We start from the raw sequence: 19,374 nt of genomic DNA on the forward strand, positions 1-19,374 counted from the left end.
AGTTTGGTTTCAATTCCAGTTTGCTGTTCACGGCCTAATTGTAAAAATTATATTTGTCCCGTGCCCAGGCAGAGATTGGATTTTCAGCTCCCCGCCGTGCCTTTGAACTATTCTCTTTACCACTGCCAGCCCCATGCCGCAGCCGGGATGATCCTCGCGGGGATTGAGCTTTGTAAAAAAGCCTGCTGCCTTCTGCGCATTTTCAGGGTGCATACCAATGCCGTTATCGCTTACGGTAAATTCAACCGTCCCCTTTTTTGCTTCAGCGTATATTCTTATTTTAGGCGCTGACTCGCCTTGAAACTTGATCGAATTGTCGATAATATGCCGGAACAGCTGGAGAAACTGCCTTTCGTCCACCAGAATTGCAGGCAGCTGAGAGTAAGTTATCTCCGCTCCGCTCGCCTTGATCTCATTTCGCATATCCAGCTTCACATCTTCGATTAATTCGTTCAAATCGGTAAGCTCAAATTTATGGCCGTCCGTTGTAACCCTCGAATATTCCACGAGACCGTCGATAAATCCGTTCAAATCTCTTGCCCCTTTGAGGGCGTTGTCCATATAGGTTCTGCTTTCTTCGGTGAATTTATCCCCAATCTCCATCTCGATAAGCTGAAGGTAGCTTGCAATCATCCTCAGCGGCTCGCGCATATCGTGAGATACAGCGTATGCGAGCCGCTGAAGATCTTCTTCTGTGCTGCATTTCTGATTTTTATTGTTTTTTTCCATTACTGCTTCCTTTATTATATTATCTTCTGATTTATTTTATTGTTCATTGTCTTGCTATAAAGGCAAATTTCAGTAACATTTTTATAATTGTTTCTAATATCGGAGAATAATTGATGAAAAGACTAAGCATACTCGCCTGTGCAGCAGGAATAATGTTTTTATTCACGGGCTGTAAGACAGTAGAAAAAGAAGAATTAGACTACAGCACCCCTCTTCTACCTGGAGAAGATGCGCTTATAAAGATAACTGACCCGGCCAAACTTCCGGACTTTAGAAGGGCTTGCAGAAATCTATACAGTCTTGAGAAGGCCATAGACAAGAGTCTCAACTACCTTGCCAAGCCCTCATCTGAGAATCATTTTCCGATGCAGGGAATCACCCACAGCGACGTTAAAGAAAGCCTGAATCTTTTCAAGGATATTATTCATTCCGGGCTGAACCCCGCTCAGATGTCCGACAGAATAAGAAGCGAGTTTGATGTTTATATGTCCGTGGGCTGCGATAAGAGGGGGACGGTTCTTTTTACCGGCTACTACACCCCGATATTCAACGGCTCATTCGAAAAAACCGAAAGGTTTAAGTATCCGCTTTATAAGGCTCCAGAGGATCTGGTTAAGGCCGATAACGGCCAAATCCTCGGAAGAGAGAATCAGTCGGGTGAGATTGTTCCTTATCCGCCCAGAAGAGAGCTTGTTAATTCGGGTATGCTCAACGGGCTCGAGCTGATTTACCTTGAAGACCCGTTCGAGGTTTATATTGCACATGTGCAGGGCTCAGCGAAGATAAGGCTTCCCGGCGGAAGACTTATTACCGTTGGCTACGATGCCACTAACGGGCATGAGTATAAATCCATCTCCGAGAAGGTCAGCAGTGTTTCTGGAATACCAATGGACGAGATGAGCCTTCGGGCGATGATTGATTATTTCAGCGCCAACACGGGGCAGGTGGAGGATATCGTCGCTCAGAATCCGAGGTTCGTTTTCTTCCGCAAATCCGAAGGCCCTCCGCATGGCAGCATCAATGAGCCCGTAACACGAATGCGCACTATCGCAACTGACAAGAGCATTTTCCCGCGAGCAGCCCTCACCTTCCTTGATACTTCTCTGCCGCGTCTTGTAGGGCAGAACGTGGTTATATACCCGTATCAGGGCTTTATGCTTGATCAGGATACAGGCGGAGCCATTCGAGCCCCCGGCAGATGCGATGTTTATATGGGGCAGGGTGCTAAGGCCGGCGAGGTCGCCGGGAAGACCTATGAAGAAGGAAAACTTTACTACCTTATTGCGAAATAATAATCGATGAGAAAAACAGCAGTAATCACCGGTGCTGCCGGCAAGCTCGGAGTAGATATCACATCATCGCTTGCGAGAAACGGCTTTAACTGCATCTGCCTCTACAATCGCAGTGAGCTCAAGGCGTTTTCTGTTTCAGAGCACATCAGGAAGGGCTGGAACGTCTCAGCAGCAGCCGTTCAGGCAGACCTTGCATCAGAGGACACAGAGCTGGTGTGTGAAAAGATAAAGCAGAGCCTTGCGAGCCTGAATACTGAAAAAACAGTACTTATTAACTCCGCAAGCATATTCAAGAAAGACAGCGAGCTTGATGAAAGCGAGGATATTTTCAAACTCAATGCAGAAGTTCCTGAGAAGCTTGCTGAATGCCTTTTCGAGGATGAGAAGGTGGGGCTTGAAAGTGTTGTGAATATTTCTGATGCCGCAGCAGGGTTAAGCTGGCCTTCATACAGCTTGTATTGTCGTTCAAAGGCCGAGCTGAATAATTCCACCTTAATCCTTGCAAGGAAATTTGCACCGAAGGCACGTGTTAATGCAGTTTCCCCGGGGCTGATAAATACCGAAGGGCTTACGGAAGAGGAGGTTGATTGGCTTATTGGCAAGATACCTCTGAAACGCACAGGAAGCGGGAGAGATGTTTCAAATGCTATTATTTTTCTCGTTAAAAACAGCTACATAACCGGCCAGATAATCAATATTGACGGCGGGAGAACCCTGAACGACTAACGCAGGCCGTTAGATTTCCGGCATACATGCAGCCTCCCTCTGGCTTGCAGCAAACAGCTGAATCTTTTTACCTGAGGGTTTTAAGGCCTTTTGAAACACTGAAAGGGCGGTTTCGGGGGTATTGTTGTTCTCTGATATATGCGAAAGACACGCCCAGCTGAGCCTGTCGTTTGCGTTTTCAATGAGCAGCTCTGCTGCCTGCTGATTCGATATATGCCCTCCGTCTCCCTTGATCCTGCTTTGGACGCTGTAGGGATATGGCCCGTTTTCAAGCATATAGGGGTCGAAGTTGCTTTCGAGCATCACAGCATCAAGCCCCCTTATAATCCCCGAGAGCTCAGCAAATGCATAGCCAAGGTCGGTGAGTATCCCGAGGCGTTTGCCTTCTGCCTCTATCACAAATGCGCAGGGGTCTGCCCCGTCGTGGGGTGTTGGATGGGTTTCCACGCAAACATCACCAAGCTCGATTCTCTCGCATCTCTGGAAGTGGTGAAGGATTTCAACATCTCCAAGCCCTCCGCTTCTGGACTGGTAGGTCTTTTCTGATACTAAGAGCTTATGCCCGAATTTTCTGCTGAATACGCCGGCATTTTTGATATGGTCGCTGTGGTCGTGTGAGATGAAAAGCCCGTCCACATCCCTGATGTCTTTCCCGAAGGCTGCGAGCCTTGCCTTAGCGGCCTTGCCGCTTATGCCTGCGTCAAAAAGCAGTTTTGTCTTGTTAGTTTCAACATATATGCAGTTGCCTCTGCTGCCGGACTGAAGCGATATTACTTTCAAAACTCTTTCCTTTTTCTTTGAGGGTTTTTCAAGATTCTAACGAAATCCGATTATTTGGCAATCCTCAATGCAAAATCAATTCTGCGTATCAGCGGAATAGCAGTTTAAAAGTCTTGATTATTTCTTGAGAGAATTTATATTAGCTCTTTATGATTTATGTGTAAGAGAGCGATTCTTTGGGAAGACTGAAATATATAGACTGCGCAAGAGCCCTTGCGATACTGCTGGTTATGCTTGAGCATGCAATTGGGGTAACCGAGTATTTTGGCTGGCCTTTAATGATCACAAGCAAAGGCTTTGCAGCCTTCCATATGCCTGTTTTTTTTACGGCAGCCGGTTTTATGCTTGCTTTGGGCGGCCGGGAAAAGTTTTCTCTGGATAACTATCTTTCATTCGAGAAGAAAAAATTCCTGCGTCTTATTGTTCCGCTGTTTGTAATAACAGCAATCACTTTCGCAGGGGAGCTGGCAATAGGGCAGTCTTCTCTGAAAGAAACCGGTTCAGTGTTTTACAAAATGATATTTTATCCGTTGAGCAGTCCCGCCGGCCACGGTTGGTTTCTGATAACGCTTATGAATATATTTCTAATTTTTCCTCTCGTCATAAGCCTCTTCGATAAGTCTAAGCTTGTATTGATTGCTGTATTTGCAGTTTGCATTATGCCTGCATCTCTGCCAAAGCACGATTATGCCTATTTCCTTGAACTCGAGCGTACAAGATGGTATCTGCTGTTTGTTTTATTCGGATACTATGTTTTCGGAAGGCTGAATATCACAAGGCACGGAAATATGCTTGGGGCGCTGAGTTTTTTGGCTATTGCTGCTGGCGGCTCGATGCAGGTGATTGAGTGGGAAAGCTTGGGGCAGTCGTGGTTTATACGTTCAGCATTGAGGCTGATTAAACTTGTATTCTGCTTTGCAGGTATGCTCGGAATGTTCTATCTGTCCTCCTGCATAGCAAACAGAGCCGGTATGATTAAGGCATTTTTTTCAAAGCTGGGCAGATTCTCTTACGACGTTTACCTCTATCACCTTATCGCAGGGATGTTCTGCGGCGTAATCCTCTCCAGAGCGGGCATCTCTGAAGAATACAGCTGGCTTATGCTGATTATTATCTATGCCGTTTCGGGAATCGGTTCGTTTGTGTTTGGGCAGATCATCAGGAAATCCCGCCTGATCTCTAAGATTATGCTTGGCAGCTGAGCGAACATCGCGGCGGAAGGCCGGCAAAACCGCTGAAAAAGGCGTAAGATGCTCCCCAGTTTTACTCTATTGCCTTATTCTTCTTCCTGCTCCGTAGTATGGCGAACTATCTTGCCTTCAATCATATATATAACATCTTCTGCGATGTTGGCTGCATGGTCTGCAATCCTCTCGAGGCTCTTTGGTATGTTCAGCAGCTGCATATAATTCTCAAAATCGCTGTCTATTTCGGTAATCCCTTTTCGAATTTGTTCTGAGATTTCGATATTAAGCCGGTCGATCTCATCGTCCATACCCCTCACCTGCTTTGCGAGGGTCTGATCCATCTCAACGAGGGCATCGAGGCTTTTTTGCAGCATTAGCTGCACTTTCTGAGCCATATCCACATAATCCGGCTCAACGCTTACCTGAAAATTCTCGGCAATGCAGGGAACCCGCTCGGCGATTTTAACAGCAAGATCGCCAATTCTTTCAAGGTCGTTGTTTATCTTCAAAACTGATACAATGAACCTGAGATCTATCGCTACAGGCTGATGAAGTGCAAGAACCTTCAAACATTCCTCTTCAAAATCAACCTCCATCTCATCGATCATTATATCTTTTCTGATAACCATCTTTGCAAGCTTTAAGTCCCTGTTTTTCATTGCTATAGTAGCCTGCTGTACAGCTTCTTCTACCAGAGACCCAAGCTTCAAAACCTTGGTTTTTAATTTTTCTATTTCTCTTTTCAGATGTAAAGACATCTTACACTCCTGTCCTGCTGCCTAAACGCTGAGGCGATAAATCAAAATACCCTGCTGTCGTTGGATGTGTAAATTAGAACTTCTTTCGAGCCGTCTGTGAGGTTTATCTGCCCTTTTTCCCCCATGGAAAGCTGGGCGGATTTGTATTCGAAGTCTTTATCAAGCACGTTTACTATCTCTATCCTGCTCCACGGCATTATGCGATACTCAACTTTGCCGACTTGAATGTCCCTTACGGTATTTACATTTTTCCCGAAATGAAAGGTTTTGCATTTAAGCAGAACATAAGTGCTGTTAATCTCTGAGGGCTTTCCGACGAATATATGATTCTTCGCTTCAGGGTAGCTTTTTACAGAACGAACTTTCCATACGCATTCTTTGGCGTTCATTTTCAAATCCTTTTACCTAATACTGAACTTCCGAGTCTATTATACTCTCTAATAAGCTTTGGTTCAATAATTATCCAAACCGGCCGGTTATATAATCCTCTGTGGATTTTTCCTGCGGGTTTGTGAATATCTTGTTGGTATTGTCGTACTCTATCAAATCCCCCATGCAGAAAAAAGCAGTAAGCTGGCTAACTCTTGCCGCCTGCTGCATACTGTGGGTTACCATTATTATCGTGTAGTAGTCTTTGAGCTCCTCAACAAGGTCTTCTATTTTGCCTGTGGCGATCGGATCCAGCGCCGAGCAGGGCTCGTCCATCAGAATCACCTTCGGCTTATTTGCAATTGTCCTTGCAATGCAGAGCCTCTGCTGCTGACCGCCTGAAAGGGCAAGTGCGCTTTTGGCAAGATCATCTTTAACCTCGCCCCAAAGCGCAGCCTGCTTGAGAGAAGTTTCCACTATCTCATCAAGGCTGCTTTTCTTCTGGACGCCCTTGAGTCTCGGCCCGTATGCGATGTTGTCATATATGCTCTTGGCAAACGGATTGGGCGTTTGGAAAACCATCCCTATCTGTCTTCGCAGGTTTACGAGATTGATCTTGTTGTCGTAGATTTGCTGACCGTTTACCGTGAGCTCGCCCTTCGTTGAGCAGTTCGGTATCAGATCGTTCATACGGTTGATGCTCCGCAGGAAGGTGCTTTTCCCGCAACCGCTCGGGCCGATTATCGCTGTTACTTTCCTCGGGAATATATCCAGTGTGATATCCCTCACGCCAGCGTGACTGCCGTAGTAGAAGTAGAAGTTTTTCGCCCGTATTATGCTTTCCTTTTTATTTGCCATATATAACCTGCTATTTTTGTCCTTTTAGCTTCGCACTCATCCTTGAACGAATGCATATTGCTATGATGTTTAGTATCAGTACAAGCAGGATAAGCGTTGCCACCATCCCGTACTGCTTGTGTGGCACCTGCATTGCAAGCCTGTCTCCCACTGCTATATCGTAGCTGCCGTATGATAGAGTTCTTGTGGGCGAGAATATGCTGTCTGGAATAGGCCCGAGAGCTACAGCACCTGTGAAAAGTATTGGGGCTGTTTCGCCGGCAGCCCTCGATAAACTAAGAATAATTCCGGTGAGAATGCCGGGCATTGCCGCAGGCATGGTAACAAAGATAAATGTAGAAAAGTTGCCCGCTCCTAAAGCCAGCGAAGCCTCTTTGTATGTCCTGGGCACTGCCCTTATTGCCTCTTCGCTCGCCCTGATTATCACTGGAAGCACAAGTACAGCAAGAGTCATTGATGCCGTTAAAATGCAGGCCTGAGGTTGTTTGCCGAATAAAGGCAGAAGGTACATCACAAAAAACGCCATGCCGAAAAGACCGAAAACAATACTGGGAACGCCTGCAAGGGTGTTGATAAAGCCCCTTATGATCTTAACAACTATATTCTCGCCTGCACATTCCACAAGATACGCTGCTGCTGTGATTCCAAGCGGGATAGACATCGCCATAGCAAGAAGAGTAAGCGTTAGAGTACCGATTATCTCCGGACCGACGCCGCCGAAATAATGTCCGGGTGTGCTGTCGTCTATGAAATACTGCCAGTAGAAGGTTGTTTTGGGCTTCAGGATTTCTTTTGCCTTTCCAGGAAGTACATCAAAGAATGCCTCGAATTCTGTTCCTTCGAATGTCTTTCTGCGATCAACCTTCTTCTTCGCAAGGGCTGCTGTGCCTTCCTGTTCCACCCACTTGGTTTTGTGAATTATCTCATCAATAACTTTTTGAGCCATATCCCAGCGAGTAGCCCCATACTGTTCCATAATAAGGGCAGGTTTTTCTGCGCCCGGGGCAGGTCCGAAGAGCTCTTTTATAAGCTCCTTAATACGCACAAGATCTTCCTTGTACTGGTCTCTCTTGGAGAAGTCTATTTTTTTGCTTGTTTGCTGAAAACGCTCAGCAAGTGTGAATATTTTCTCAAACGCAGTGCCTTGAAAGTCTTTATTATCCTGCTCAGCAAAAACCTTTTCTAAAAAGCTGTTCACCTTTTCTGAATCTTCGCTCTCAATCGCATCGAGAAACAGATCCCGAACTTCTCTTGCCTTTCTTCTCTTGCCGCTGTATTCATCGTAAGGCAAATCCAGGCTTCTAAGATTTCTGCTGTATTTTCGATAGACATCTCTGGCACTGTCATACATCTCAGAAGTGTCTATGCCAACATTGAAATCTTCAATCATCTGATGGAGCTTCCGTCTTTCCTTCTGCCCCTGATTTATCTCAGCAAGCACCTCTTCTTTGCTGCCTCTTGAATGCTCTTCAAGCTGAAGCCTTCGGAATTCGCTTGTGCCTTCAAATACAACTGCCGTAAAGCCTTTGGCGAGCATTGGCCCCAAAACAACAATCAAAGCCAGGACAAGCAGAATTACAGAAACGTTCGCTGATAATGTAAAAAGCTTATCCTTGATATGCCTTAATTTCTCTCTCATCAGCGTTTACCTCCCATAGTTCTCTTGAAGCTCGAGGTGAATATCTCGCTGAGCAGATTGAGCAGCATAGTGAATATCAGCAGAAGAACGCCGAGGGCAAACAGAGCGAATCTGTGTTCTGAGCCTTCAGGTGTTTCCCCCATTTCTCCAGCGATTGTTGCGGTCATCGTTCTAACGCTTGCAGATACATCCCACCAAGGGCTCGGGAACTGATTGGCATTCCCCGATGCCATCCATACTACCATTGTCTCGCCTACAGCCCTCATCACTCCCAGTATAAATGCGGCTATTATCCCGCTGTGTGCAGCTGGAAGAACAACTTTCATCATAGTTTCAGCTCTTGTTGCTCCAAGCCCGTAAGATGCCTCTCGGATATCTCTGCCTATAGAAGACAGGGCGTCTTCTGCAACGCTGATTATCGTAGGAAGAGCCATAACAGCCAGTATGATGCCTGCGTTCAGAGCGTTTGTGCCAGTGGAAAAGCCGAAATGATCCTGAAGCCAAGGTGCAAGCACAAGCACAGCAAAGAAGCCGTATGCAACTGAAGGGATTGCAGCTAAAATTTCAATAACAGGCTTAACAATCTGCCGAAGCCGGAAAGGTGCTATATCGCTTAAAAAAACCGCACTCAGAAGACCAATTGGAGAAGCTATGAGCATCGCAATCAGCGTTACGTAGAAAGAGCCGGTTACTATCGCAAGGGCTCCAAACTCTGCATCTTCAGCCTGAGGATACCATTGATCGCTCGAAAGAAACTCTGTCCACTTGCCGCTGACTATAAAAGGCCAAGCCTGCTTCATCACGAAAAACAGAATCAGAAGTACAGCAACCACAGAAAAAGCAGTGATGCTGAAAAGAACGGCTCTGCCTATATGCCTTCCCGCATAGCCGGCAATGTCCTGCCCGGGGGTAAGCAGCAGCGGCAGGTCGAATTCGTTTTTGTTTTTCTTGTTATTCTGCACGTTCATCCCAAAAGATTCATAAAAAACAGGTTTTTAGCTTGCATCCTCTGCAAGCGAATCTCTATCCTATATGCAGGAGGATTTTCCTGCTTGTATTTTTCCTCAAAGCTATTTTATGCAAAAGATACATATATAAAATTAAATTTTACTGAGAAAATGTTAAAACACGGTGAGCGAAAAATTAGCATAATGTTAGAAAAACTGTTAAAAGGTATTAAAACATTTCTTCTTTTTCTGAAATTTAACTTTTCATTATTCATCAGCCGGTTATTATATTAATCTAAAAGAAACTGAAATTTATTAATATCCGGAGGTTTTTATGAAGACTTTCAAAGTTTGTTTAATACTTTTCTTTGTTGGCGTTTCAGCGGCGTTTTCTGATATTTGGATGCCTGCAATTTTCTCAGACGGTATGATTCTTCAGCGGGGAAAGGAAAATGTTATCTGGGGAACCTGCGAAGAAGGGCAGAAGGTTGAATTCAGCTCAAGCTGGATTCCCGGCAAAATGGTCCACAAACCGGATAACAGCGGCAGATGGGAATTCAGGTTTCTCCCGCCGAAGGCGGGGCAGGGCTATTCAATAACCATAAAAACCCAGAAAGACCAGCATATTATCAACGATGTCTCCTGCGGCGAGGTTTGGGTGTGCTCTGGGCAGTCCAATATGGATACCAGCTCCAGCAGTTATCCCGATAAGTACAATCTTGCCGAAAAGATAGACCTACCAAAGGTGAAGATGTTCCACATCCCCCACACCCTCTCACGGACACCTGAAAAAGATGTAGATGCTGAATGGTTCAAGGCAGTTTCTTCTGATCCCAGAACCTCTGAGTTCAGCGCAACCGGATATTACTTCGGCAAAAAACTTTACGATGAGCTGAATGTCCCTATTGGTCTGATACATACCGCTTGGGGCGGTTCTCGCATAGAGCCGTGGACACCGCTTTGCGGGTATGAAGGAATCCAAAGGCTCTCTATGCTCAAAAAGAGCATAATAGAAGGTACACCCGGAACGCCGGAGTATAAAAAGAGAATGAAAAATTATTTCGCAAGCCGTAAAAAATGGCTCGATAGAGCTGAAGAAACGCTTGCAGAAGGCGGCTTCGTTTCTCCCGGGCCGGAATTCCCTGAAATGCCGGGAATGGGCAATAAAGGCGATGTCGGAATATACAACGCAATGATTCACCCCATCGAAGGCCTTGCGATAAAGGGCTTTATATGGTATCAGGGCGAGGCAAACAGGGCTGACGGTATGCTCTATGCTTGGAAAAAGAAGGCCCTTGTAGAAGGATGGCGTAAGGTATGGGACGATTATACCCTCCCGTTCTATTATGTTCAGATAGCGCCGTATCAGTATGGAGATGAAGACCCTTCAATGCTCCCTCGCCTGCAGGCGGGGCAGGAGTATGCACAGAAAATTACAAAAAACACTGCGATGGTGATAGTGAATGATTTTGCAACAATAAACGATATTCATCCCCCGCAAAAAAGACCTGTAGGCGAGAGGCTCGCAGGGCTCGCTCTCAGCAGAGACTACGGTTTTGAAGATTTGAAGGCATACAGCCCGCAGTTTGAATCAATGGAAGTTGAAAACGGCAAAGCGGTTTTGAGCTTCACCCATACCTACGGCAGCCTCAAATCCCGAAACGGCAAACCGCTTACTCATTTCGAAATTGCCTGGGAAGACGGCAAATTTTACAAGGCAAAGGCTGTTATAAGAGGTGATAAGGTGGTTGTATCAAGCGGGGAGGTTTCAAAACCGGATGCGGTGCGTTTTGCTTGGCACAAAACCGCCGAGCCCAATCTCGAAAACGCTGCTGGATTGCCTGCCGGGCCGTTTACTACCAATCTCGACGAGCTTATCCCCCCTGAGGGAGTAAATCTTGCCCCTTACGGAAGCTGGAAATGCTCTGACAGAAATCCCTGGAACTGGGATTCCGGCCTTACAGACGGAAGCTGGGAAGGCAAAAGGGGCTCTTGTATGGCTTCGGGAAGATCAGAAGAATTTCCAAAGCATATCCTGCTCGACCTTGAAGATGTGTGTAAAGTTGACAAGATCGTTTTCGGCGTTCCGAATTTCGGGTCAACCAAAGATGTGGATGTGTATGCAGGTAAGGACAAAGGCAATCTCAAAAAGCTTGCCTCCAAAACATTCGAGTTCAAAAAAGCCTCAAAACGTACAGTGAATGCCGGCAGTAAGGATGTTAGATACGTAAAGCTTGTTTTCCGTGATAACTACGACAGAACAGCAGGCTACGATTCGGACTTTATCTTCATAACCGAATTGGAAGTCTGGGGCGTACCGGGCGAATAAGAGTTCATTGCTTTTTAAAATTTCTTTGGATGCTTAAGATATTGCGTTCTTCGAAATTAGAAGTGATTTTTTAGTATTATTCCAAATAACAAAAAGGCTCTCTTATGAGAGCCTTTTTTAAATAAGCAGCCGTTTTTTTGTTTAAGAAAAAGAGAGTTAACCCCGATTTCTCACTTAGCGTTCAAAATCGTGAAAAATCAAAATTTTTTCTTTGATTCTGCGTTGTAATCGGCGTTTTAAAGTCTCTTTAGTCTCTGGTACAGACCTGCCCTATTGCAAGTGATTTTTCATCAGCAATAATATTGTTATGTACTTGAAGAAGCACAAGCGAAAGAAGAATGGTAAGATCAATTCCTATTACAGCATAGCGGAGAAGCGTAAGGTTTCTCGCGGGCGTTATGTTGAGAAGATGGTGCTGTATCTTGGTGAAATCTCTGATTCTCAGAAGAAGTCTTGGCAGAGATCCATTGAGATAATCAACGAGGACAACAAGCCTGTCCGCAAGTCATTATTCGCTTTTGATCAGGACAATCACACACATCACGACATAGATACGATTCCGGTAAAGCTCTCAAAGATGAAGCTTAACAACCCCAGAACATTCGGGGACTGCTGGCTCGGCTGCGAGATATGGGATATGCTGGGATTAGACACCTTCTGGTCGGAGAGGATAGACACTGCCAAATCGCCGGTTGACTATTCAAAAGTTGTAAAATTGCTGACAGTAAACCGTCTTATCAAGCCCGGAGCGGAGTTTTATGTCCACCGGCACTGGTTCACTCAGACCGCAATGGATGTATTGCTGGGCTGTGAATTTGATGTTGCCGAAAAAAACCGGCTTTACCGTTGTCTGGACAGGATATTGCCGTATAAAGAAGAGCTTTGTTCTTATTTGAAAGACACATGGCAGATGATGTTCAATCTGGAATATGACATTCTGCTTTACGATATAACCAGTACTTATTTTGAGGGATTATGCAAAAGCAATCCCAAGGCAAAATTCGGCCACAGCAAAGACCGCAGAGGCGATTGCAGGCAGATTCTTATCGCTTTGGTAGTTACCCCTGAGGGATTTCCGATCAATTATGAGATACTCGCCGGCAACACCTCAGAGAGAACAACGCTTAAACCCTTGTTAAACAAGATAGAGTCGAAATACGGCAAGGCAGGCAGGTTATGGCTGATGGACAGAGGTATTCCAACAGAAGCTGTGCTGGAGTATATGCGTGATAACGGGATTGATTATCTTGTCGGAACGCCCCGTAAGCTGCTGGATGAATTCCAAGAAGAGCTTTCTGTGAAAAGCTGGTTTGATGTAAATGGAAGCGTTCGCATAAAGCATATAGCCAAAGATGACGAATGCTATATTCTTGCTCGAAGCAAAGAGAGAATGGCTAAAGAACGGGCTATGCGTAAAAGAAAGCTCCGTAATTACTTAGAAGGACTGGAGAAGTTAAAGAAATGCCGCAGCCGAGATGTTTTTATGCAAAGGCTCGGCAAACTCAAACATCAGGCGGGCAGCTGCCGTAAGTGTGTAACTCTTACGATTCCCCGAAATAAGGAAAGGATTGAGAAGGGCGAGTTTGATTATAAGTTTGAAGCGAGCAAATATAAAGAAATGATATACCGCGACGGCACATACTTTTTGCGTACAAACCAGTCTGGCAAGGATGGTGCAGCCCTGTGGAAGGAATATATGCTTCAGTGCAACGTTGAGCAGGCATTCAGGGAGCTCAAGAGCGATCTGGGAATTCGTCCTGTCTATCACCATAAGCAAGACAGGGTTGAGGCTCATGTGTTTGTAGCGTTTATGAGCTATTGTTTGCAAGTAACACTGAGGCATAAGCTCAGGGCAAGCGCCTGCGGGATGACTGCTCAGGCGGCATTAGCAGCAATGTCTCGGATCCAGATGCTGGATGTTTCATTTGAAACGCAAGACAGCAGAACTCTGCTTATGCAGAGATATACAGAACCGGAAGACGAACACAAGCTGCTGCTGCAGAAATTGAAGATAGAACTGCCGCCGCAAAAACCTCCGAAAATATACAGCGGGAAACTGAAAAAATAACACATCTTTGGCGACAGACCAACCCCTCTGACGGGGGTAAAAACGCACTTTTTACCCCCTAAGTGAGAAATCGGGGTTAAACTTTTTCTTAAAAGTGTTATTGTTAGTAGAAACAAATTTTACTCAAAAGTCTTTAAAAGTAAATCCTTAAAATAAGCTTCACATTATATTATAACACCCACGAAATACCTTTGTCCTGCAGCTTGCAGGAGAACAGTCTCGATATTATTACTCATCAGAAAAGAGGAGTCTTTTTCAGTGCTCATGTCCTTCGTGCCCGTTATGTCCCCCGTGAGCGTGGCCGTTTTGGCCGCCGTAGGCGTGGCCGAAATCGTGAAGCAGCTCTCTTAAGTTTTCAATATGCTCGAAGTCTGTAGTCTGCTTTGTTTTCATCGCTTCCACAAGCATCTTGTGCAGGAGGGTGAGCTGGGTCTGATATTTATCGAACGCCTTTTCATCGCTCTTTTCTGCTGGCTTAATGCGCTGCGCCATATAGTAGTAGGTGATAATTTCCGAGAGCTGCTGGGCGTGCTGTTCCTTGTTATTCACCCATCTTACAATCTGGTTGTAATTCTTTTCTTCTTCCTCAGACAGCTCTTTAATCAGCCGCATCGATTTTTCGATTGTTGTGATATGCTCTGCCATCATTTTCATACGCATATCATCATCGTAGATCCCGCAGGGAATTTGGCAGTGCGCACCTGCTGGCGAATAAAACATAAGCGCCGCAGCCAAGGCCGGAAGTACGAATAAAATCTTTTTTCTCATTTCAGTACCCTTTCAATAACAATTATCATTTTAAAAAGCTTTACACCCAGCCCCTGATGATTGTTCATTTTCATTTTTCTGAGCCTCGCAAATATCTCCGGGCAGGCAGCCCTCTGCTTTTCGCAAGCTTCTTATTTCCAGTTCTCAGCGAATACAGATAAATCCATCATATCTACTGATGAGTCCATATTGAAATCGCACCTTGTTTTCGTTTCGCTGCTTGAGCCGGCGAGCCATTCTGAGATAAACAGCGATAAATCCGCAAGGCTGATCTCCAGATCGCTGTTTATATCGCAAACAGTTTTGTTCCAGCTGCTGTGAACATTGGAGAAGATTACGTCTGAGAGTTTGCTGTCGTTATGTGCTGTAACGCACAGTCCTGCCCTGAACCCGCCTGTAATATCTATGGTTCTCGAGCCCACCTCTCGCCAGTCTGAGCCGTTGGAGGAGTAGTATCCGGTTAGAAGGCTGCCTGCTTTTTCCAGCCTCAGCCATCCTGAAGAGCCGCCTGAGGCGTCTTTAACGCTGTCGCTCTCACCGGCCTGCTGCTCTCGATACTGGAAGCTCGCTCCCTGACCGGCAGTGCACGCTATCATTGCGTGTTTGGAATCGCTGCTGAGGCTCTGGCGAACCATCAGTCCTGCCTTTGCCCAGTCGCTTGTATTTACCATACTCTCAACCTTTGCGGTTATAAATCCGTCTGCCTCGCCGACAAAGCTTGCGTAATGGAAATTGTCTGATGAGCCCCATATATCATCTCCGCCTCCGCAAACGGTGTATATGCCTTCTGAATAATAGCATTTCCCGTTTTCTGAAGGAGAGCCTATATCGCGGGCATCCCAGCCAAGAGGCAGGCTGTTGTCTGCCTGATTGGGTCTTGTAGGCTGATTGCGGTAGATAAGGCCGGTGGAGGTGAGCTCCCCGTCCTCCATAAAGGTGCCGAACCCACCGTTCGGCTCGAAATACGAGTACCTTTCAACATAACCTATCTTTTCGAGATAAGGAAGTGCAAGCTCCAGAAAACCATCCTGAATCGGCCTCTGCCTGAATTTGTTGGCGTTGAATTCTGTTATCCATATTGGTTTTTTGTATAATGTATGAACGCGGTTTAAATAATTCTTGAACCGACGGAAAACATTCGCCGGATTCGGGTTTGTGTTATTTTCGGGATTGCTGCCCCAGTCGTACCAGTGCACGCCGATAAAATCCATCCGGATATCCTGCTGTTCTGCCAGATCAGCAAAGTAAGGCAGCCACGTAAAAACGGCATTCTCCCTGCAAGAAGGAGACCCGAGCCTGAGCCCTGCCATCTGGAGGTTGCTGAAATACTGAATAGACACTGTCTGGTCGCACATATTATACCACTGTCCGGACTGGTCTTCGCAGTTGTCCACTTCATTAAAGCCCAGAAGATGAGTTACATAAGGTTTTGATATATAATAGTCAATATCAGACATCTCATCCGCCCCGTTTTTCCCCCAGCTCATCGGAACGAATTCATACTCAGGCGAGGAGCTGCTTCCCGAGCCCCAGTTGTAGAACCACTGCTGGTTTACCGGTGAATCCCGTCCGGTGCATACCCCTTTTTTCCCGAGGAAATTCAACGCCAGCACACGCACAAACGAAACATCTCCTGCAAGTTCTGGAGGAAGGTTTACAATCAGATCTCTGTCGTAGGCGCTGTAGCAGCGGCTCCCGCCCGTTCCGTTTACGTTTACACCGAGAACGGCCTGATATCCCTGCTTCAGAAGTATTGAAGCGGCCTGATTATCTAAGCCGTTGGGGATATCTGACCCGCTGAAGATATCGAATGTGCCGATTTCGCAGGAATCCCCGTAAAGGCCCTGCTGAGAATACATCGTAAGCGGAAGGCCTGTATCCGCAGAGCTAACCTTATGCAGAACGTAGCCGAGAAGCTGCCCGCTGGACCCGTCGTGATCGCCAAAGTTAATGCGCAGGGTTTCCTTTTCCTTTCTGCATCGCCATATCCCGCCGATCAAATCTGCTGTTGCGCCGGTGTTTCCGTTGAGAAATGTGCTGTCCAGCTCACCGCTGAGGTCCTCATCCACGGGGAATATCATCTCCTGTCCGCACCAGCTCCATGAAGGCCCTGTTATCGCCTGAAGCCTGTAGCTCTCTCCGGGCTCCAAATCGGTGAGTGCTATCTCTATAAATCCGTTCCAGCCGGATCTGATGCCTGTAGAGATGAAATTCAAGGCATCTGAATCCGAAGGGTCTGAAAGACTGGCTGTGTATTTGCTGAAATTTTCAAAATCCCCGCCGCCTGAGGATATATTTCCTGTTTCGGTGGAGAAGCTGATTCCTGCTATGACTGCTGAATCGGCATTATTCCCGCAGTTAACAGCGGCCGTGAGCTCACCGGTATTCTGGATTTGGTCAGGAAAAATCAAATCATTAGATTTGAAAAAAGTTGAGGCATCCAGAGCCTCTGCGGGAATGGCAGGTGCTAGCATAATAAGTGTATAAAAAACTTTGCGGATACTGAATTTTGCAGTCATAAAAAGCTCCTAAATTGCTTGAATTACCTCTTTTGTCAGTTTTATACTTGTATGAGAGAAAATATGATTTTGTGAAAAATAATTTAGAAAAGCGGGTCTATGTCGAAAAATAATTTAGACCTCACCCTCCTAATCTCTGAGAATCGTGCCTTGGTCAGAAAGCTCATCATAACAAAGGGGCTTGCTGCGTTGAGCAGTATGTTCATCCTGAATTCTCGTCCAATTCTGCCAATAGCAGGCTCGAAAGGGCCTTTGAGCCTTATGTCAATCCCGTTTGTTTTGATAATCGAGCTGAGGATTTCTGCTGCCTCTTCGGCATCTTCTTCCGCTCTTGTCTTTTTTTCATTTCGCACCTGAACCAGCGCCTGTTTCCGGAAGGGGGGAAGCCCCAGCATTTCCCGCATGGGGATCTGATTCTTGTAAAAGCCGTCATAATCGTGCAGTTTTGCGAACTTCACTGCCGGACTGTCTGGTTTAGCGGTTTGGATTATCACCTTCCCTGGTTTGCTGCCTCTGCCGGTTCTCCCTGCTACTTGGCTTATAAGCTGGAAGGTTTTCTCGGCAGAGCGGAAATCTGAGGAACTGGTGGATGTATCTGCATTCACAATGCCCACAAGCGTAACGTTGGGGAAGTGCAGTCCCTTAGCGAGCATTTGAGTGCCCGCGAGGATGTCGTACTCGTGTTTTGAAAACGCCTCTATGAGTTCCCTGTAGTCTTTGCCTTTCATTGAGTCGGTGTCTATTCTTGCGATTTTAGCCTTGGGGAATTTATCGGCAAGCTCCATTTGAAGTTTCTGCGAGCCCGAGCCCCGCATTGTAAGCTGTCTGGTGCAAATTGGGCATCTCTTCGGAACGAGCGTCCTGCTGCCGCAGTAATGGCACAAAGCAAGACCGCTGGTGTTGTAGAGCCCTTCCGTGCTGTTTTGATTAAGCACTTCTGAAAGGTGGAATTTCAGGCTCGCATCGCAGTTTCTGCAGTGGATTGTATGTCCGCACTCAGGGCAGTATATAAAATTGCTGTAGCCCCTGCGGTTTAAGAGCAGAATAGCCTGCTCGCCCGAGCCGAGGGAGCTTTCAAGGGCTTCTTTGAGCTTCTCGCCAATCATAAACTCAGACATAAAGCTGCGTCTGCCGGACATATCAACTTCCTGCATCTGCGGCATTGGCCTTTTCTCAACCCTTTCCGGGAGGTTTAGCAGTTTGAAATGTTCTTTTCTCTTGCAGTTGAAGTATGATTCAAACGAGGGCGTAGCAGAGCCGAGTATGCAGGCTGCGTTTTCTATCTGAGCGCGCTTTACAGCAGTATCACGTGCATTGTATCGCGGGGCGGTATCCTGCTTGTATGAAGATTCATGCTCTTCATCAACGATCACAACCCCGAGGTTACTGCAGGGAGCAAAAACAGCAGACCTCGCCCCGATAATTACATCCGCTCTGCCCAGCTTGATCTTATGCCACTGACTTGCCCGCTGGGCTTCAGTGAGCCCTGAATGCAGTACAGCGAGCCGTTTGAATCTCTTCTGAAATCTCAGTATAGTCTGGCTTGTAAGGGCTATCTCTGGAAGAAGTATAATCCCCTTTTTCCCCTGCTCCACGGCATTCGCAAGAGCCCTTATGTAAACCTCAGTTTTCCCGCTGCCCGTTACACCGTGCAGTACAAAGACGCCGAAGGCTGATTCATCAATTTTTTGATTGATTTGCTCGATCGATTTTTCCTGAGAGCTGTTGAGGGTGATATCCGGCTCTTCCACAACAGTCTGTTCTTGAACTGATTTCAAAACCGCTCTCTTCTCGGATACCGCTGCACCGGTATTAATAAGATTCTTAAGCGTTTGCGAGGTTGTTTCTGCCTGTTTTACCAGCTCTGAGCTCTCTATCCCGCCGCTGGCAACAAAGGCATGTTCAATAATTAAAATCCTTACTAAACTTTTCTGCTTAGACCCTTCTCTCAGTTTTTCATATATTTTTCTCGCTTCGTGAATATTGCTGCAGTTTAGTTTTATAAATCGTTTTTGAACGAAGCCCTGCCCCTTCTTAACTCCTGCCGGAAGCATTGCTGAGAGCACCTGCCCCAAAGGGCATACGTAATACAAACTCAGCCAATTGGCGAGTTCAAGGAGCTCGGGAGTAAGCAGGGGGGAGCTGTCGATTATTTTGCTGAGCCTTTTGAGCCCCTTTGTGTTTGAAGTCTTTTCTGAGCTGATGCAGAAGCCATTAAGCTTCTTATTGCCCTTGCCGAAAGGCGCCTTTACTCGCTGGCCTGGCTTGATTTCTCCAAGCTCTTCAGGGACGATATAGCTGAACGAGCGGTCGAGATTGTGGTCGAATACTATCTCAGAGGTAATCGCCTCTTCTCTGCTGCCATCTGAACAATCAAAAAGTGTTTTGCTCTCAGACATAAAAAC

At 46.2% G+C, this 19,374-nt stretch carries 15 protein-coding genes; 5 read left to right on the top strand and 10 right to left on the bottom strand.

Features of this window, described 5'->3' with window-relative positions; all coding sequences use genetic code 11:
* Positions 1-27: 27 nt before the first annotated feature.
* Positions 28-729, bottom strand: a complete 702-nt coding sequence (locus L21SP3_RS11020; RefSeq protein WP_077541491.1) for a sensor histidine kinase — start codon at positions 727-729, stop codon at positions 28-30.
* A 113-nt stretch (positions 730-842) separates the two neighbouring features.
* On the opposite strand from L21SP3_RS11020, the gene L21SP3_RS11025 reads away from it, so the two are divergent.
* Together L21SP3_RS11025 and L21SP3_RS11030 are read left to right on the top strand one after the other, a co-directional pair.
* Positions 843-2,021 carry an MltA domain-containing protein gene (locus tag L21SP3_RS11025; protein WP_077541493.1) on the top strand — a complete coding sequence of 393 codons (1,179 nt, stop codon included), beginning with the start codon at positions 843-845 and terminating at the stop codon, positions 2,019-2,021.
* Positions 2,022-2,027: 6 nt separating this feature from the next.
* On the top strand, positions 2,028-2,747 hold the full coding sequence (locus tag L21SP3_RS11030; protein ID WP_077541495.1) for an SDR family oxidoreductase: 720 nt from the start codon (positions 2,028-2,030) through the stop codon (positions 2,745-2,747).
* Between the two features lie 9 nt (positions 2,748-2,756).
* Here the strand turns inward: L21SP3_RS11030 and L21SP3_RS11035 are convergent, their stop codons facing one another.
* Positions 2,757-3,527, bottom strand: coding sequence for an MBL fold metallo-hydrolase (locus tag L21SP3_RS11035; protein WP_077541497.1), 771 nt, complete (start codon positions 3,525-3,527; stop codon positions 2,757-2,759).
* Between the two features lie 176 nt (positions 3,528-3,703).
* Here L21SP3_RS11035 and L21SP3_RS11040 point away from each other — a divergent pair, with 176 nt between their 5' ends.
* A complete protein-coding gene (locus tag L21SP3_RS11040) occupies positions 3,704-4,729 on the top strand; it encodes an acyltransferase family protein (protein ID WP_077541499.1) in 1,026 nt (341 codons plus the stop codon).
* Positions 4,730-4,803: 74 nt separating this feature from the next.
* On the opposite strand, the gene phoU is transcribed toward L21SP3_RS11040, so the two are convergent.
* The 5 genes from phoU to pstC all read right to left on the bottom strand — a co-directional run bounded on the left by phoU (position 4,804) and on the right by pstC (position 9,306).
* Positions 4,804-5,472, bottom strand: a complete 669-nt coding sequence (phoU, locus tag L21SP3_RS11045; protein WP_077541501.1) for a phosphate signaling complex protein PhoU — start codon at positions 5,470-5,472, stop codon at positions 4,804-4,806.
* 41 nt (positions 5,473-5,513) lie between these two features.
* A complete protein-coding gene (locus L21SP3_RS11050) occupies positions 5,514-5,861 on the bottom strand; it encodes a hypothetical protein (protein WP_077541503.1) in 348 nt (115 codons plus the stop codon).
* Positions 5,862-5,931: 70 nt separating this feature from the next.
* Positions 5,932-6,699: a phosphate ABC transporter ATP-binding protein PstB gene (pstB, locus tag L21SP3_RS11055; protein WP_077541505.1), complete on the bottom strand. Its 768-nt coding sequence runs from the start codon at positions 6,697-6,699 to the stop codon at positions 5,932-5,934.
* 10 nt (positions 6,700-6,709) lie between these two features.
* Positions 6,710-8,338: a phosphate ABC transporter permease PstA gene (gene pstA, locus L21SP3_RS11060; RefSeq protein WP_077541506.1), complete on the bottom strand. Its 1,629-nt coding sequence runs from the start codon at positions 8,336-8,338 to the stop codon at positions 6,710-6,712.
* Positions 8,338-9,306 carry a phosphate ABC transporter permease subunit PstC gene (pstC, locus tag L21SP3_RS11065; RefSeq protein ID WP_077541508.1) on the bottom strand — a complete coding sequence of 323 codons (969 nt, stop codon included), beginning with the start codon at positions 9,304-9,306 and terminating at the stop codon, positions 8,338-8,340. Before pstC ends, pstA begins: the two co-directional genes overlap by 1 nt.
* A 313-nt stretch (positions 9,307-9,619) precedes the next feature.
* Between pstC and L21SP3_RS11075 the strand changes: the two genes are divergently transcribed.
* Both L21SP3_RS11075 and L21SP3_RS11080 read left to right on the top strand, forming a co-directional pair.
* The gene (locus tag L21SP3_RS11075; protein WP_077541512.1) at positions 9,620-11,614 is read left to right on the top strand and encodes a sialate O-acetylesterase; all 1,995 of its coding nucleotides are present in this window, start codon (positions 9,620-9,622) and stop codon (positions 11,612-11,614) included.
* Between the two features lie 307 nt (positions 11,615-11,921).
* Positions 11,922-13,682 carry an IS1634 family transposase gene (locus L21SP3_RS11080; protein WP_077541279.1) on the top strand — a complete coding sequence of 587 codons (1,761 nt, stop codon included), beginning with the start codon at positions 11,922-11,924 and terminating at the stop codon, positions 13,680-13,682.
* A 255-nt stretch (positions 13,683-13,937) separates the two neighbouring features.
* Here the strand turns inward: L21SP3_RS11080 and L21SP3_RS11085 are convergent, their stop codons facing one another.
* From L21SP3_RS11085 to priA, 3 genes are all read right to left on the bottom strand, one after another.
* On the bottom strand, positions 13,938-14,450 hold the full coding sequence (locus L21SP3_RS11085) for a superoxide dismutase [Ni] (RefSeq protein WP_077541514.1): 513 nt from the start codon (positions 14,448-14,450) through the stop codon (positions 13,938-13,940).
* Positions 14,451-14,581: 131 nt separating this feature from the next.
* The gene (locus tag L21SP3_RS11090) at positions 14,582-16,969 is read right to left on the bottom strand and encodes a glycosyl hydrolase (protein WP_077541516.1); all 2,388 of its coding nucleotides are present in this window, start codon (positions 16,967-16,969) and stop codon (positions 14,582-14,584) included.
* Between the two features lie 83 nt (positions 16,970-17,052).
* Positions 17,053-19,368 carry a replication restart helicase PriA gene (priA, locus tag L21SP3_RS11095; RefSeq protein ID WP_077541517.1) on the bottom strand — a complete coding sequence of 772 codons (2,316 nt, stop codon included), beginning with the start codon at positions 19,366-19,368 and terminating at the stop codon, positions 17,053-17,055.
* Positions 19,369-19,374: the final 6 nt, after the last annotated feature.

This window comes from Sedimentisphaera cyanobacteriorum (assembly GCF_001997385.1).
Lineage (GTDB): Bacteria > Planctomycetota > Phycisphaerae > Sedimentisphaerales > Sedimentisphaeraceae > Sedimentisphaera > Sedimentisphaera cyanobacteriorum.